We start from the raw sequence: 14,347 nt of genomic DNA, 5'->3' as shown, positions 1-14,347 counted from the left end.
TGCAGCGTGATTGCATTGACTGCTGAGAATGGGGACGGAGTGCATGCAGAGCGACGATCCCGCCATCCGCCCGGTGCGCGAAACGGATTTCGAGCCGTGGCTGGCGTTGTGGCGCGGCTACCAGGAATTCTACCGCACGCACATTCCGGACGAGGCGACGCGCGCGACCTGGAATCGTTTTTTCGACCAGCAGGAGCCGGTCTATTGCGTGGTTGCGGAGCGGGACGGCAAGCTGATCGGCTTGGCGCATTATCTGTTCCACCGCTCGACCTGGCTGGTGGGGCCCGCCTGCTATCTCAACGATCTGTTCGTCGATCCCAGAGGCCGCCGCTCCGGCGTCGCACGCAAGCTGATAGAGGCGGTCTATGAAGCCGCCGACCAGGAAGGCGCAGCCAAGGTCTATTGGCTGACCCACGAGAGCAACGCCGCTGCCCGGCTGCTCTATGACCAGGTCGCGCGCTACGGCGGTTTCATCCAATATCAGCGCGCTGATTCTTAGTTCTTCATCTATTGCTTTGATATTGCTACGCGATTACGGTATTCAATGAATGATCATTCATTCGATTGGAGGCGCCCATGATCCGCTCTCCGGAGCCGCAGGTTGCAAGCTTCACGGCCGATCCCGCGCGCTCGACGGCCCTGCCCGGCTATCTCTACAGCGATCCCGCCGTGTTCGCGGAGGAGAAGCGGCGCCTGTTCTACAAGAGCTGGCAGATCGTGGCGCATGAGAGCGAGCTGCCGCAGGCGGGCGACTATGTGTGCGCCACCATCGTGGACCAGAGCGTGTTCGTGCTGCGCGGCCGAGACCGGCAGGTGCGCGCCTTCTTCAACGTGTGCCAGCACCGCGCGCATGAACTGCTTAAGGGGCGCGGCAACGTCAAGTCCGTGATCGTCTGCCCCTATCATGCCTGGAGCTACGAGCTGGACGGCAGTCTGCGTGCCGCGCGCGCGACGCCGAATTTGCCCGCATTCGACCCGAAGGAATACGGACTGGCGCCCGTGCGGCTGGAGCGGCATCTGGGCTTCCTGTTCGTCAATCTCGATCCGGAGGCGCCATCGGTGAGCGCGCTCGCCGGCGGCATGTTCGCCGACATGGCGCGCGAACTGCCATGGCTCGGGGATCTCACCTTCAATCCCGCCTACTCTTTCACGGAGGAGACAGGCTCCCTGCTGCAAGCCAACTGGAAGGTGATGGCCGAGAACTGCCTCGAATGCTACCACTGCGGTCCCGCCCACAAAGCCTATGTCGACATGATCGATGTCGGCCACTACGAGTTGACGCGGCACGATGCCTGGATGAAGAGCAGCGCGCCGCTTCGGCGCAACGACAACAGCGCCTATCACGTCGGTCCCGAGGAGCCGGTCCAGCACAACGTTTTCTGGCACCTGTTCCCGAACATCGAGTTCAGCGTCATGCCAGGTGCGCGCGCCCTGTCGGCGTTCTATTTCACGCCGGTCGATGCCGAGCAGACACGCATCTCATGGGTGACTCTGACCATGCCCGGCGAGCAACTGCCGCAGGACCGCCTCGATTATCTGGGCAAGGTGCTATGGCTGGAGGACGCCGCGATCTGCGAATCCGTGCATCGCGGCCTCAAGTCGCTCGGCTATCGCCGCGGCCGCTTCGTGGCGAGCGACGACCACGCGAACATCAGCGAGATCAACGTGCACGCCTTCCAGCGCCAATATGCCGAGGCGATGGGTCTCTGAGGAGGGAGCGGCCGGAACGAGTGATGGCATTCCGGCCGCAGACATCAAGCGTGCGCAGCGATTGCGCTCAAATCGAGGCCCATGTTCTGCGCCACCGGCTGTTCGGTGCGCAAGGCCGTCGCGATCGAAGGATGCCGGCAAACACGGTTGAAGTATCGATCCAACCGGGAATAGCGCGCGCCGTCGATCCGGTACCCCAGGTAATGATAGTTCACCAGGTTCGAGGTCAGGGCGATGTCGGCAATCCCGAAATGGCCGTCTACCAGAAAGCCGTCGCCGACCTGGCTCTCCAGATAGCCGAATACTCTTGGCAGCGCTTGGGTCAGAATTTCATCCACTGCGCTCGGGTCGGTCTCCAGCTTCAGGATCTTTGGCCTGATGACGTTCTGAAAAAAGAGACCGTGGACCACCTCGCGGAACAGCGTGCCGTCGCAATATTCCTCCAGCCATAGTGCGCGGGCGCACGTTTTCGCCTCGCGCGGAAACAAGGCCGGCTCCGGGCGGGTCTGTTCGAGATAGGCGCAGATGACGGAAGAATCCGCGAGTTCAAAGCCGTCATCGGAAACCACCGGTATCTTGCCGGTGGGGCTGAGCCTGTCCCACCCCGCCGGCGGATCGAACGGAATGACCGGTTCGTTCTGGTACGGCAGTTTCTTCTCGATCGCGGCCACGATGACCTTGCGTGTGTGGACCGAGATCGGCACGCCATAGATTGTTAACATCGATAGCTCCTTTCAATAAGACAAACACCCCCCGTCGCGAAGACCATCGCCTTCGCGGGACATTCCTGGTTTCAGCGGCGCTTCGAGCTACGCCGCCTTGGTCACCGGAAACTGGATTTCCACGGCGGGATTGTCCTGGATGGGCAGATCGAGAAAGACCTCGCGGCAAGGCCCCGCGATCTCGTAGCCATTCGCCTCCATCCACACGCCGAGTTTTCCAAACGCCAGATGGCTTTGGTAGAGCGGCCCGCTACGCACGATTGTTGCGAGGCGATCGGCAGCCGCCAGCTCCGTCATGCTGAACTCGCCACGATCGCCCAGGCGCACGGGTCGATTGACTTGGCGCGTCAGGGTGACACCGATCTCAAGATCCAGATCCTGGTCCTCGAAATCGGAATGGGCCACGACAACGATTTGATCGCGCGCCTGAGCCGCCACTTGGGTACGGACCGCATGGAATATCTCGCCGATCGCGGCGACGACGTGGTCGAGGCTCGAATAGACCGCGCGCAGGGATAGGAACGGCACAGCCGGGGCGGATTTCAGCACCACGTCATAGTCGCCGAGCGTGCCCTGCTGTTCGATCTGGACAAGGCGGGATTCGATCTGGCGCAGCCGTGCGGCCTCCGCCGCCAAGGATTGTTCGAGCTCCGCCTTTTTCAGGGCCAGCATGCCGCGAATCTCGGCCACCGATATGCGCTCATCCAGCATGCGCGCGATCTGGTCCAGGGAAAGCCCCAGCTCCTTGAGCGCCAGGATGCGGTTGAGCTGCTGCAGCTGGCTGGCGCTATAGTAGCGATAGCCCGTGTCCGGATCGATGCGCTGTGGCCGCAACAACCCGATGCTATCGTAGTAGCGCAACAAGCGGCCCGATACGCGCGCGATCTGAGAAAATTCGCCGATCCTGAACACCGCCCCGGGCCTCCGCCTTTCGTCCTGTCACTTGCAGCCTCGGGCCTTACGTAGCGTCAAAGTCAAGCGTTTCATGCAAGCCCGCATTGTAATCCCTCACCGGCAGGCCTACGCTTCCTCCGGGTCTCATGAGCACAAGGGAGGAAGGCCATGGCCAAATACATCCTTCTGGTGAATTGGACCGATCAGGGCGTGAAGAACGCCAAGGATTCTCCCAAGCGTCTGGATGCGGCGCGCAAGCAAGCGGAAGCTGCCGGCGCCAAGCTGGGGGATTTCTACATGACCATGGGCGGCTACGACATGGTCGTGCATATGGAGGCTCCGGACGATGCGGCGGTGGCGAAATTCGTCCTGAACCTGGCGGGCGCCGGCAATGTGCGGACCCAGACGCTGAAAGCGTTCTCAGAGGACGAATACAGAAAGATTCTCGGCGCCTTATAGCGTTAGCACGCGGTTAGGCATATCGGGCTAGGTTCCAAGAGGCGCGGCAAGGGTGGCGTTGCCGCGGGGGGGTGCGCTACTGTGCCCCGCCACAGCATGAACCTGAGACCGCTATGAACCTGCCCGAGAGCCTGACCGAACGCACCAACCGGATCGAGATCGCTTCGCTGATCCTCGCTGGGGTCGGGCTGATCGTCGTATTGAAGTTCGGGCTGCTCGCGGCCTTGCTAGCAGGGCTGCTCGCGCACCAGTGCGCGCAGATGCTGGCGGCGCGCCACCGGCAGGTCGGCATCTCGCGCTTCGGTGGCAAGGTGATCGCGCTCACCATCCTCGGCGGCATCTTTACCATTCTGCTGACCTACGGCACGGTCCGGCTGGCCAACATGCTCACCGGCACGTCCGAAGGCGTGGCACCGCTGATGCAGGAAATGGCCAATGCCATCGACAGCGCGCGGATGCACTTCCCGCCTTGGGCGCAGGAATACCTGCAGTACCTCCCCGCCAATGTCGACGAACTGCGCGCCGAGGCGGTGACCTGGCTGCGCGCTAACGCCGGCGCGCTCGGGAATCTCGGCGAAAGACTGGGCAAGGTGCTGGTGCATATCCTGATCGGCATGATCATCGGCGGCATGATCGTGCTATCGGACCCGACGCAGGGCTACGGCAACGGGCGGATGCCGGGACCCTTGGCACACGCACTGGAGGCGCGCATCACCTTGCTCGGCCGCGCCTTCCGCCGCGTGGTGTTCGGCCAAGTGCGGATCTCCGCGCTCAACACGCTGCTGACCGGCATCTATCTCGCGGCCATCCTACCGATGTTCGGCGTGCACCTGCCGCTGGTCAAGACGATGATCCTCGTCACCTTCGTGGTCGGGCTGCTGCCGGTGCTCGGCAACCTCATCTCCAACACCGTCATCTTCGTCGTCAGCCTGAGCGTTTCGCTCTACGTCGCCATCGCCTCGCTTGCCTTCCTGATCGCGATCCACAAGCTCGAATATTTCGTCAACGCCCGCATCATCGGCGGGCAGATCCGCGCGCGGGCGTGGGAGCTGCTGTTGGCGATGCTGGTGATGGAGGCGGCCTTCGGCATTCCCGGCATCATCGCCGCGCCGATCTACTACGCCTACGTCAAATACGAATTGTCGGCGCGCGGGCTGATATGACTGCACAGGGGGCGGCGTGATCGAGGTCTCGCTCCAGCGTCCGCGCTCCCTGCTGGACCGGCTGCGACGAAGAGGGCCGCGGATTGTGGCGGTCTTCTCGTTCCGCTACGATGCGCATCTGGTTCCCGACCTGCTGGCCAATGTCAAGCCGATGGTCGATGGCTGGATCTCCTTCGATGATCGCGCCGGCGCAGGCCTCTTCAGCGACGAGCCGGCGCGGCGCCATGCTTTGCTGAGCGCAGCGCGGGATATTGCGGCGCGCTGGGTGCTGGCGATCGATCCCGATGAGCGGCTCGAAGCGCGCGCGGCCTCGCTCCTGCCACGGCTCACCGCGGGCGACGATCTCGCGGCCTATTCGGTTCGTATCCGCGAGATGTTCGCGCCCGACCGCTACCGGGTCGACGGCGTCTGGGGCAGAAAATGGCAATATCGGATCTTCCGCCTGCCCGACGGGGCATTCGGCCCCGACACCCGCGCCCTGCACGGCGCGTGGCTGCCGTCCGACGCAGGGCACAAGAAGCGCAACACCGATCTCAATCTCTATCACCTGAAAATGATCGATCCGCGGCGCCGCGCCGCAAGACGCGACCTCTACAACAGGCTCGACCCCCAGCTCGCCTATCAGTCAATCGGCTACGATTATCTGACCGACGAGACAGGCGCCGTCTTCGAGACGGTGACGCCCGAGCGCGCCTACCACCCCGTGCATGTCGATGACGGCGGCCTATGGATGCCAGATCTGCGCGCGGTGACCACGTGAGTGCGGACGCGAAGGCGGATCTGGCAGTCATCGTTCTATCGGTGGGCGCTCCGCCGCACCTAGCGGAAGCGGTACGTTCAGTGGCGAGCCAGTCGGAGCCGGCAGAAATCCTGGTCGTGAATTCCGGCGGCGGCGACGCGGCCGCCGTGCTGGCGCGCGCCGGTCTCCACGTATCGGTCCTGGACGTGCCGGAGCTGCTGCTGCCTGGCGCCGCGCGCAATGCCGGCATCGCCGCGACGCGCGCGCCTTATGTTGCCTTCCTGGCCGCCGATTGCCTGGCCGCGCCGGGCTGGGTGGCAAATCGGCTGGCGGCGCATCGCGCCGGCAGGCGCGCGGTCGCCAGCGCCCTAGTGAACGACCAGCCGCGCAACCCCATTGCCTGGGCGGCGCATGTGGCGGTGTTCGACAGCCGGCTGCCGGGCACCCCGCGGCGCGCTGCGCTGCGCTACGGCGCATCCTATGACCGCACGCTGTTCGATGAGTTCGGCACGTTCGACCCGACGCTGAGGATTGGCGAAGACACCCTGTTCCACCGCCGGATCGGCCGCGCGCACCGGCCGGCCTGGGCGCCGAAGGTGCGCACCATCCATCGCAATCCCGGCACCCTCGCGGCATTCCTTGGCGACCAGTTCCGGCGCGGCCGCCGACGCGGCGGCACGCGCGAACTCAACGGCGCGACACGGCTGCAGCTGGCCTGCAGGGTGCTCGGCAATACCCTGCGCAAGATGCGCTATGGCTGGATCGGGGCGCGCAAGCGCGACCGCCTGTTCCTGGCGCTTGGGATGCCCTTGATCCCGGTCGGGAACCTGGTGCTCGCGCTCGGCATCCTGATCGGCCCGCCGAAACTATCGCAAGGACCCGGCGCGACCTCGCAGCATTTGCCTGCGGCGCGGCACTAGGCTAGCTGTTCCGGACGCGAGGACGATAGTGGCAGCCGGCATGCTCGAACCGGTTTCACCCGAACAGGTGCGCGCCTATCAGAAAGATGGCGCAGTGCTCCTTCCCGGTCTGTTCGCCGACTGGGTCGAGACGCTCCGCACCGGCATCGAGCGCAACATGCGCGAGCCCGGCCCCTATGCGGCGGAGAACCTGAATCCCGGCGAGAGCGGGCGCTTCTTCGACGATTACTGCAACTGGCGGCGCATCCCCGAATTCACCGACGTCGTGCATCGATCGCCGGCGGCGGAAGCGGCGGCCATCTTGATGCAATCCCGGACTGCGCAGCTTTTCCACGACCACGTGCTGGTGAAGGAGCCGGGCACCGCCAAGCCGACGCCCTGGCACCAGGATGCGCCCTATTACTTCGTCGATGGCAATCAGAGCGTCAGCTTCTGGGTGCCGGTCGATCCGGTGCAGGATGCGACCTTGCGCTGCGTCGCTGGTTCGCACCGCTGGCCGAAGCTGGTGCTGCCCGTCCGCTGGCTATCGGAGGAGAAGTTCTACGCCGAGAGCGATGCCTATATGGCGCTGCCCGATCCCGATGCCGAGCCCGACCGCCACCGGGTGCTGGAATGGAAGATGCAGCCGGGTGACGCGGTGGCGTTCCACTATCGCACGCTGCACGGCGCGCGCGGCAATTTCACGACCGAGCGTCGGCGCGCCTTCTCCTTGCGCTTCGTCGGCGATGACGCCGTCTACGCAACGCGGCCCGGCCGCACCTCGCCGCCGTTCCCCGGCCACGACATGCAGCCCGGCCAACGCCTGCGCGAAGACTGGTTCCCCGTGGTGTGGCGGCAGTAACCGACGGCGTTTGACAAGCGGTGCCGGCCTGCACACAGTCAAGGCTTGCCGCAGATTTCGGGGGAGCCGGCCTTGAGCGCGCTGCTGTACGGGATCCTGTCGCTGCCGGGCTGGGCGCTCTACGGGATCATCGGCGCGGTCGGCGGCGCGGTCGGTGCCCTGGCGGGTCTGGCGCTGGGCCGCAGATTTGATCGCCAGAAGACGGTGCCGATTGCTGGGGCGATCGTTGCGGTCTCATTCATCGTGGCCGCTCTCGTTGCCATGTCGCCGCTGAAAGCGTCGGTCACCGCGAACGCGGTCATGGACGAGCTGTCGGAGCAGCGGCTGTTCAAGGTGTTGTTCCGGATCCATCCCGAGGCGCGGGCCGAGCTTCGCGCGCGCATGGCGGAGATTCCGACCGATGCGCCGCGGGCGGAGGTATTCCTGCGTGGGCAGGCGGCGTCGGCTGACGTGGTCGCCAAATACTTCATGATGCATCTGCCGTCAGTACCGGACGCGATCGTGCACAAGATCCTGCTGCGTCAGATCGAAGTCATGCGGGAGTTCCAGAGCAGGCCGGCCTACTGCGTCGATTACTATCTGGGAACGCCGCGTTTCGAGCAGGGCGATCTCACGACGGAGTTCCTCGAGACCGAATCGACCCTCAAGGCCGAGGCGTTGGAAGGTGCGGTCGCCAATCCCACGCCACTGGCATCACCGCTGGAAGACGAGGTTCTCGCCGAGCAGCTGTCGATGGCATACCTCGCCAAAGACTATCGCTTCGAGAATATCGCAAATCTGGGACGGCTCGACACCATTCCGGCGGAAGAAGCCTGTCAATATGCGCTGGAATTCGTCGACGCGATCGCATCGCTCGGACCCACGCAGTCCGCTGTCATCTTCAAGAGCCTGATCGCGCTCGACGAACAGCCCAACTGAAGGCGCGTGAGCCGCTACTGGAACGACTGATCGGTCCAGACCTTGTCGGCGGCTTTGATGTTCTCCGCGGCGTGGGCCTTCCATTCCTCAAGTTGGGCCGGCCCGCCGGACAGGATGTAGAGCTTGCCGTCTACGATCACCCAGTTACCGGGATTGGCCGGGACGGAAACGCCCATCGCCATGCCGCCGGCGCAAAAGCCGCCATATTGTGGCAGGTAGCGCTCCGGATCGGCCGCGAACATCTCCTTGTGCGCCGCGTCTTTGAACCACCATTTGGCATCGTCGAATAAAATTGCGTGGGCCGGGTTGCCTTTGACCGGCTTGCCGTCGGTGAAATAGGAGACAACGTCGTAGCCTTGGATGGCGACGTGGTCTGCTGCCGCGCTGGACTGCGTGCTTTCGGCGCTGGCGCTTGCCTGCAGCATGAACGCGGCGAGCAAAGCCAGCGGCCACCGTGCGATCGCCCTTTGCATGGTCACCTCCCGGGATGCTCTGCGTCGCATCGGACTTGGAGCCGGGACCAAACGATGCAGCGCCGGCTCAGCCAATGCGCATGCCCGAGCGAATTGTGTTAGATTCCAGCGAGCCTGTCTAATGGATTTGCATGCCGCCAGCCGTGAGGGCCGCAGGGTTCAACGTATTTTGAGGTGTCGGGTGGCCGGGACTGAACTGGCGCGCAAGCTGACAACAATCCTGTCCGCGGACGCGGCGGAATATTCGCGCATGATGCGGGCCGACGAGGAGGGCACGTTCCGCGCCCTCCGTTTGTGCCGGGACGCGATCGACGGTCTGGTCCAGGAGCATCAGGGGCGGGTCTTCGGCAGTGCGGGCGACAGCGTGGTCGCGGAGTTCGCCAGTCCCGTGGAGGCCCTGCGGTGCGCCACCGCCATCCAGCAGCGCGTTGAGGCGATCGACCTGGCGCTACCGGCCGCGAGCCGCATGAAGTTCCGGATCGGTATCAATCTGGGTGACGTCCTGGTCCAGGGCGACGATCTGATCGGCGACGGCGTTAACGTGGCCAACCGTATCCAGACCTTCTGCCAGCCCGGCGCCATCTGCATCTCGGCCAGCGTTCACGAGATCATCAGAAGTAAGCCGGAGTTCGTCTGCGAGGATCTCGGTCCCGTCACGGTCAAGAACATCAGCGAGCCCATTCGCGTGTACCGCGTGCGGCCGGTTTCCGGCGATCGCGCGATTGCGGCCAAGCTGCCGCGCCGGTCGCTGCGGGCGGCTGCCATGGCGCTCTGGGCCGCGGCAATCGTGGCCCTGCTCGCCGGCGGACTCGGTTTGGCGTTCTATTCGGGACTCCTCACCTTGCCCGGCACAGAGGGAGGGCCGCAGCTCGCGAGCCCGACTGTGCGCCAGGCCTCGATTGCCGTGCTTCCGTTCGAGAACCTGAGCGGGGATGCGGCTCAGGACTATTTCGCCGACGGCATCACCGAAGACATGACGCTGGCGCTCGGGCGCTTCTCCGATCTATCGGTGGTGGCGCCGGAAGCAGTCCGGCATTACAAGGGCAAGGCGTTCAAGCCGGGCGAACTCGCGCGCGATCTCGGCATCCGCTATGTGCTGCAAGGCAGCGTGCGACGGGACGGTGACCGCGTCCGCGTCACCGCCACGCTCAGCGATGCCATGACTGGCGTGCAATTGTGGTCCGACCGCTATGACGGCGAGGTGAAGGATGTCTTTGCCGTCCAGGACGACATCACCCACGAGGTCGTCGGCACCCTCGCCATCAAGCTCAGCACCATCGAGCGACAGCGTTCGCTCGCCAAGCCGCCGGAGAATCTGCCGGCCTACGATTATCTGCAGCGCGGCCGCGAGTTCCTGCGCCGCAACACGCGGGCTGATACGCGCGAGGCGCGCCGGCTGTTCGAGCAGGCGATCGCACTCGATCCCAGCTATGCCTCGGCCTATGTCGCGCTGGCCAGGACGCGGCTGCTGACGGCCACGTCTGGCTGGACCGAACTGATGGTGGAATACCTCGACGAGGCCGAGCGCCTGGCGCACAAGGCGCTTGAACTCGACAGCAACAATGCCGGCGCACATGCCGTGTTGGCGGAGATCTATCTCGGCCGCCAGCAATACGACCTGGCGCGAGCGGAGAACGAGCAGGCGATCGCGCTCAATCCCAACGATGCGGCAAGCTATGCGGCGCGCGGCGCTGTCCTGACCTTTTCAGGCGAGCCGGAGGAGGCAGTCAGATCGTTCGAAATCGCGACGCGGCTTGATCCGAGCGTCGCGATCATACGTCACTACTCGATCGGCTGGCCCTATTACCTGGTGCGGCGCTATGACGAGGCGGCGCAATGGGCGGAGGCCGGCATCCGGCAGAATCCAGCGGACTACTTCAACCCTGCGTGCCTCGCTGCGTCCTATGCGCAGCTCGGCCGCATGGAGGACGCGGACAGGGCTGCCAGTGCCACCTTGCGCGCTTGGCCGTTCTTTCACGTGGACACCTTTGTCTCGCAATTCAGGCGCGAGGCCGACCGCGCCCTGATCGCCGAAGGCCTGCGCAAAGCGGGGTTGCGATAGCCAGACAAGAGCAAAGGCCGGTCGCCATGGAGCGTGTGGATTTCACCAGCCAGGCCTATTTCCGCAACCCGATCGCCGAGATCGAGCGGCTGAGAACGGCTGGACCCATTGTCAAAGTGCGGTTCCCGATGATCGGCGAGGTCTGGGTCACGACGACGCACGAATGGACCGGCCGCATGCTCAAGGACAGCGAGGCATTCACGATACGCAAAGACGGCAAGATTGCCGGGCTCAGATGGTGGATGCCCGGTTTGATCCGCGCGATCGCCGACAACATGCTGACCATGGACGAGCCGGACCATACACGGCTGCGGAGCATCGTCGATGAAGCCTTTCGCCGTCAGGCGGTTCTGGAGATGGAGCCGCGCATACTTGCCATCGCCGATCAACTCGCCGGCGAGCTGTTCGCGGACGGCAGCCCCGCCGACATCGTCGAATGCTATGCGCGCAGAATCCCGCTGTCTGTCATCTGCGAACTGCTGGGGCTGCCGGTTGCCGACCGGGCGAAGTTCATGGCATGGACGAACAGCTTCACGCGCTTGACCGGCGCTTTCGGCTTTCTGGGCCTGATCCCCGCGATGGCTTCGATGAAGCGCTATCTGGAAGCGCGGCTGGAAGCCGCGCGCCGGTACGGCGGCGAGGGCCTGATCGCCGAGCTCGTCCGCGTGGAGAAGGAAGGCGGGCGCATCAGCCCGCGCGAGATGGTGGCGATGGTATTCCTGTTGCTGGGGGCGGGCACGGAGACGACCACGCACCTGATCAGCGGATCGGTCTATGAGCTGGCGAGAGATTCCGCGCTACGCGATTGGCTCGCGGAGGATTGGAACCGCGCCGATCTTGCAGTTGAGGAGTTTCTGCGTTTCGTCTCGCCCGTGCAATTTTCCAAGCCGCGCTTCGTGCAGAAGGACGTTGAGGCGGCCGGCGTCCGGTTGCGGAAGGGCGAAAAGATCATGGCCATGGTGGCCGCTGCCAACATGGACCCGATGGCGAATGAACAGCCGGAGCGGCTCGATCTCGAGCGGCGGCCCAATCGGCATCTCTCATTCGGGACGGGCATCCACTTCTGCCTCGGCCATCAGCTGGCGCGTATCGAGGCCAAGTGCGCGCTGCGCGCCCTGTTCACACGTTGGCCGACACTGAAGCTTGCCGTCGCCGATTCAGAGATCCGGTGGCGCGAACGTCCCGGCCTGAGAGCGATCGCACGTCTGCCTGTCGCAGCAGCCTGAGCAACTATCCATCGTTTCGGTTGTAGAAACCTGTCCCTGACACAGCTTTGTTGACACGAAACAGTTGTTGACTCCCGCGCCGGCCGCTCGGCGCACCGAAGACCAACGCGGCCGATGAGCGGATCCGGAGCTTTACGCCGCCGTTCCCGGCCTATCCCTCGGGGCACGCGACCTTCGGCGCAGCGGCATTCCATGTCGCCCGGCTGTACCTCAAGTCGATCGACAAGGCGACGATCGGTGGCAGCGATGACAAAGGGCCGGACAATCTCTCGTTCGACTTCGTGTCCGACGAACTCGATGGCAAGAGCATCGACCCGGATGACACCGTCCGCACGCGGCACAAGCGGCACTTCAACGGCTTGCACGAGGCGATCTACGAGAATGCCAGGAGCCGCATGTATCTCGGGGTCCATTGGCGGTTCGACGGCACGACCGGCACCGATCCCGCATCGATGCTGGCGGCGACCGATAATGTCGGCGGCGTGCCGCTCGGCCTCGCCATCGCCAAGGACATCTTCATGGCATCGCGGACCAATCTGAGGCCGAGCCCGACCAACGTTGTCCCACCGCCTTTTGATGCCACTCCCTGAGGGCTGGGAGAGGCTCGAGAGGTGGTACCTCGGGGCGCGGGCTGCAGTCGTCATCCCCTGCAGTCCGCGTCTCCGTATCCGCCCAGTTGCGCTTGCCGGGCGTTCTAGCGGGAGATCTGCGCCTTGAAGTCTTCGTCGAAGTCGCGGTCGGGATCCAGGCGCTGAACCCAGAAGATGATGGGGATGCGCCGGTCGCCTTCGCCGCCGCGCACGGGATTGATGAACTCCCACACGATCGCGCCGTCCGGCGCCACTTCGATGACACGGCCGGCCATGGATTCGACGATGAGGGTGTTACCGTTCGCCAGGCGAGTCTGGCTTGAACGCGACTTGCTATCGAGCGGCGCGTCCTTGCTGCCGCCATAGCTCCAGACGACGGCGGACGTCGTCGGCTCGAATTCGAGAACGCGCGAAACGCCATTGCCGCTGCTGTCGCCTTCGTTGTCGAACACCAGCATGTTGCCGCTGGGCAGCAGCTGGGCATCGTGCTGCCGCACCCAGGGCCCGCTTTGCGCCCACACGATCTCCCCGCGCTGGCGGTCCACCAGCGCCACCGTGCTGACCTCGCGGAAGGAAATCAGGACTTGGCCGGCGTGGCTGCCGGGAATGCCGGGCGCGGGTCCTTTCAGCACGTCGACCGAATTGGCGTGGAGATAATCGCCGTTGTTGAAGGATTCCTGCGAGGCAAAATAGAGCCGGCGCCCGTAAGGCGACTTCGCGAAGATTTCCATCAGCGGCGTGGACGCGATCTCCCGCCCGTCCGGCGACAAGGTCACGAGATAGTCGTCGACGCGCGGCCTGGACAGATGCGCGAAGCCCTCCAGCTCCGTGTCGTTCACCTGCTGGGTCAGGACGTGGATGTTGCCTGCATCGTCGACCGCGAAATCGTGGTGCGCGTGGGCGAGGTATTTCCAGATCACTTCGGACTTGGCGTTCAGCTTGGCGATGCCGTAGCCCCATGGGGTGTCGCCGATCGCGGTGTAGAGCGCGATCAGATCGCCGTTCGGCAGGACCTGCGCCTTCTCGATGTAGATGAGCTCGTCGGGGCGCGGGTTTTTCACTGCCGCGCTTTCGTCCCACAGCTTGCTGAAGTTCATCTGCCAGCGATGAAGGACGTTGCCCTCCATGTCCATGAGATAGGCGGCCTGCTCGTGCGTCGAGCTGTAGAGCGTCAGGCCATTCTCCGCGCGCGTCGGGTCATAGATCGTGACGCCGCGCTTGTCGGTGCGCGCATCAGCCCAGAAATCCGTCATGTAACGGTCGTTGTAGCCGGTCATTTCCTCGTAGAGCGCGGCGCCGGCCGAGAATGCGCGCCGCAGCGGATCCTGCGGAAATACGCTGAAATACATGATGGCGGCGCCGCCAACGAATGCGAGAAACAACAGGCTCACGATCGCCATGATGGCGGGCCAGAGCGGAGACTTATCCGGCTCGGCCGAAGTGGCCGGCTGCGGCTTCGGCGCGCGCGACTCATCGCGCACAGGTTCGGAGTTGGAATGATCGTAGGAAAGTGTTTTGGACATGAGAGAGCCGCCTGGTGATGGTAGCCGGCATTCCGCGCGTCAGGTTGCGCGGCCGCCAGCAAATGCCCTCATTCAATGCGGCAGTATGGGTTTTGGTTGCGTCGATC

General features: G+C 64.3%; 15 protein-coding genes. 11 read left to right on the top strand and 4 right to left on the bottom strand.

Going from position 1 to position 14,347, the window contains the following annotated elements:
- The first annotated feature begins 43 nt into the window (after nucleotides 1-43).
- Both DTX69_RS18700 and DTX69_RS18695 read left to right on the top strand, forming a co-directional pair.
- Nucleotides 44-499 (top strand): GNAT family N-acetyltransferase, encoded by a 456-nt coding sequence (locus DTX69_RS18700; protein WP_119303115.1) that lies wholly within the window; start codon nucleotides 44-46, stop codon nucleotides 497-499.
- Between the two features lie 77 nt (nucleotides 500-576).
- Nucleotides 577-1,710: an aromatic ring-hydroxylating oxygenase subunit alpha gene (locus DTX69_RS18695; protein WP_162917350.1), complete on the top strand. Its 1,134-nt coding sequence runs from the start codon at nucleotides 577-579 to the stop codon at nucleotides 1,708-1,710.
- Nucleotides 1,711-1,754: 44 nt separating this feature from the next.
- Here DTX69_RS18695 and DTX69_RS18690 read toward each other — a convergent pair whose 3' ends face one another.
- Nucleotides 1,755-2,432: a glutathione S-transferase family protein gene (locus DTX69_RS18690; RefSeq protein ID WP_119303066.1), complete on the bottom strand. Its 678-nt coding sequence runs from the start codon at nucleotides 2,430-2,432 to the stop codon at nucleotides 1,755-1,757.
- Between the two features lie 87 nt (nucleotides 2,433-2,519).
- Complete coding sequence (locus tag DTX69_RS18685; RefSeq protein ID WP_119303065.1) at nucleotides 2,520-3,344, bottom strand: MerR family transcriptional regulator; 825 nt, start codon at nucleotides 3,342-3,344, stop codon at nucleotides 2,520-2,522.
- A 150-nt stretch (nucleotides 3,345-3,494) separates the two neighbouring features.
- Here DTX69_RS18685 and DTX69_RS18680 point away from each other — a divergent pair, with 150 nt between their 5' ends.
- The 6 genes from DTX69_RS18680 (at nucleotide 3,495) to DTX69_RS18655 (ending at nucleotide 8,366) form a co-directional block, all read left to right on the top strand.
- Nucleotides 3,495-3,785, top strand: a complete 291-nt coding sequence (locus DTX69_RS18680; protein ID WP_119303064.1) for a GYD domain-containing protein — start codon at nucleotides 3,495-3,497, stop codon at nucleotides 3,783-3,785.
- A 113-nt stretch (nucleotides 3,786-3,898) separates the two neighbouring features.
- Nucleotides 3,899-4,948: an AI-2E family transporter gene (locus tag DTX69_RS18675; RefSeq protein ID WP_119303063.1), complete on the top strand. Its 1,050-nt coding sequence runs from the start codon at nucleotides 3,899-3,901 to the stop codon at nucleotides 4,946-4,948.
- 16 nt (nucleotides 4,949-4,964) lie between these two features.
- Nucleotides 4,965-5,708: a glycosyltransferase family protein gene (locus DTX69_RS18670; RefSeq protein WP_119303062.1), complete on the top strand. Its 744-nt coding sequence runs from the start codon at nucleotides 4,965-4,967 to the stop codon at nucleotides 5,706-5,708.
- Nucleotides 5,705-6,607 carry a glycosyltransferase family 2 protein gene (locus DTX69_RS18665; protein ID WP_162917349.1) on the top strand — a complete coding sequence of 301 codons (903 nt, stop codon included), beginning with the start codon at nucleotides 5,705-5,707 and terminating at the stop codon, nucleotides 6,605-6,607. The genes DTX69_RS18670 and DTX69_RS18665 overlap by 4 nt, the downstream gene beginning before the upstream one ends.
- 40 nt (nucleotides 6,608-6,647) lie before the next feature.
- The gene (locus DTX69_RS18660) at nucleotides 6,648-7,448 is read left to right on the top strand and encodes a phytanoyl-CoA dioxygenase family protein (RefSeq protein WP_119303060.1); all 801 of its coding nucleotides are present in this window, start codon (nucleotides 6,648-6,650) and stop codon (nucleotides 7,446-7,448) included.
- A 72-nt stretch (nucleotides 7,449-7,520) separates the two neighbouring features.
- Nucleotides 7,521-8,366: a hypothetical protein gene (locus tag DTX69_RS18655; RefSeq protein WP_162917348.1), complete on the top strand. Its 846-nt coding sequence runs from the start codon at nucleotides 7,521-7,523 to the stop codon at nucleotides 8,364-8,366.
- Nucleotides 8,367-8,380: 14 nt separating this feature from the next.
- Here the strand turns inward: DTX69_RS18655 and DTX69_RS30240 are convergent, their stop codons facing one another.
- On the bottom strand, nucleotides 8,381-8,839 hold the full coding sequence (locus DTX69_RS30240) for a YHS domain-containing (seleno)protein (RefSeq protein ID WP_162917347.1): 459 nt from the start codon (nucleotides 8,837-8,839) through the stop codon (nucleotides 8,381-8,383).
- 181 nt (nucleotides 8,840-9,020) lie between these two features.
- On the opposite strand from DTX69_RS30240, the gene DTX69_RS18645 reads away from it, so the two are divergent.
- The 3 genes from DTX69_RS18645 to DTX69_RS18635 all read left to right on the top strand — a co-directional run bounded on the left by DTX69_RS18645 (nucleotide 9,021) and on the right by DTX69_RS18635 (nucleotide 12,717).
- Complete coding sequence (locus DTX69_RS18645; protein ID WP_162917346.1) at nucleotides 9,021-10,901, top strand: adenylate/guanylate cyclase domain-containing protein; 1,881 nt, start codon at nucleotides 9,021-9,023, stop codon at nucleotides 10,899-10,901.
- A 26-nt stretch (nucleotides 10,902-10,927) separates the two neighbouring features.
- Nucleotides 10,928-12,127, top strand: a complete 1,200-nt coding sequence (locus tag DTX69_RS18640) for a cytochrome P450 (RefSeq protein WP_119303056.1) — start codon at nucleotides 10,928-10,930, stop codon at nucleotides 12,125-12,127.
- A 122-nt stretch (nucleotides 12,128-12,249) separates the two neighbouring features.
- Nucleotides 12,250-12,717: a phosphatase PAP2 family protein gene (locus DTX69_RS18635; protein WP_119303055.1), complete on the top strand. Its 468-nt coding sequence runs from the start codon at nucleotides 12,250-12,252 to the stop codon at nucleotides 12,715-12,717.
- A gap of 104 nt (nucleotides 12,718-12,821) precedes the next feature.
- On the opposite strand, the gene DTX69_RS18630 is transcribed toward DTX69_RS18635, so the two are convergent.
- Nucleotides 12,822-14,240, bottom strand: a complete 1,419-nt coding sequence (locus DTX69_RS18630; RefSeq protein ID WP_119303054.1) for an arylsulfotransferase family protein — start codon at nucleotides 14,238-14,240, stop codon at nucleotides 12,822-12,824.
- Nucleotides 14,241-14,347: the final 107 nt, after the last annotated feature.

Origin of the sequence: Dongia deserti, from assembly GCF_003574735.1 — a bacterium.
In the GTDB taxonomy this organism is placed as follows: Bacteria; Pseudomonadota; Alphaproteobacteria; order Dongiales; family Dongiaceae; genus Dongia_A; species Dongia_A deserti.
The sequence above is the reverse complement of the archived record's forward strand: the minus strand, read 5'-3'. Positions and strand labels throughout refer to the sequence as shown.

Coding starts and splice junctions, on each gene's coding strand:
- DTX69_RS18660 (WP_119303060.1), top strand. CDS start 6,648: ATGCTCGAACCGGTTTCACCCGAACAGGTGCGCGCCTATCAGAAAGAT.
- DTX69_RS18680 (WP_119303064.1), top strand. CDS start 3,495: ATGGCCAAATACATCCTTCTGGTGAATTGGACCGATCAGGGCGTGAAG.
- DTX69_RS18630 (WP_119303054.1), bottom strand. CDS start 14,240: ATGTCCAAAACACTTTCCTACGATCATTCCAACTCCGAACCTGTGCGC.
- DTX69_RS18640 (WP_119303056.1), top strand. CDS start 10,928: ATGGAGCGTGTGGATTTCACCAGCCAGGCCTATTTCCGCAACCCGATC.
- DTX69_RS30240 (WP_162917347.1), bottom strand. CDS start 8,839: ATGCAAAGGGCGATCGCACGGTGGCCGCTGGCTTTGCTCGCCGCGTTC.
- DTX69_RS18695 (WP_162917350.1), top strand. CDS start 577: ATGATCCGCTCTCCGGAGCCGCAGGTTGCAAGCTTCACGGCCGATCCC.
- DTX69_RS18690 (WP_119303066.1), bottom strand. CDS start 2,432: ATGTTAACAATCTATGGCGTGCCGATCTCGGTCCACACACGCAAGGTC.
- DTX69_RS18700 (WP_119303115.1), top strand. CDS start 44: ATGCAGAGCGACGATCCCGCCATCCGCCCGGTGCGCGAAACGGATTTC.
- DTX69_RS18675 (WP_119303063.1), top strand. CDS start 3,899: ATGAACCTGCCCGAGAGCCTGACCGAACGCACCAACCGGATCGAGATC.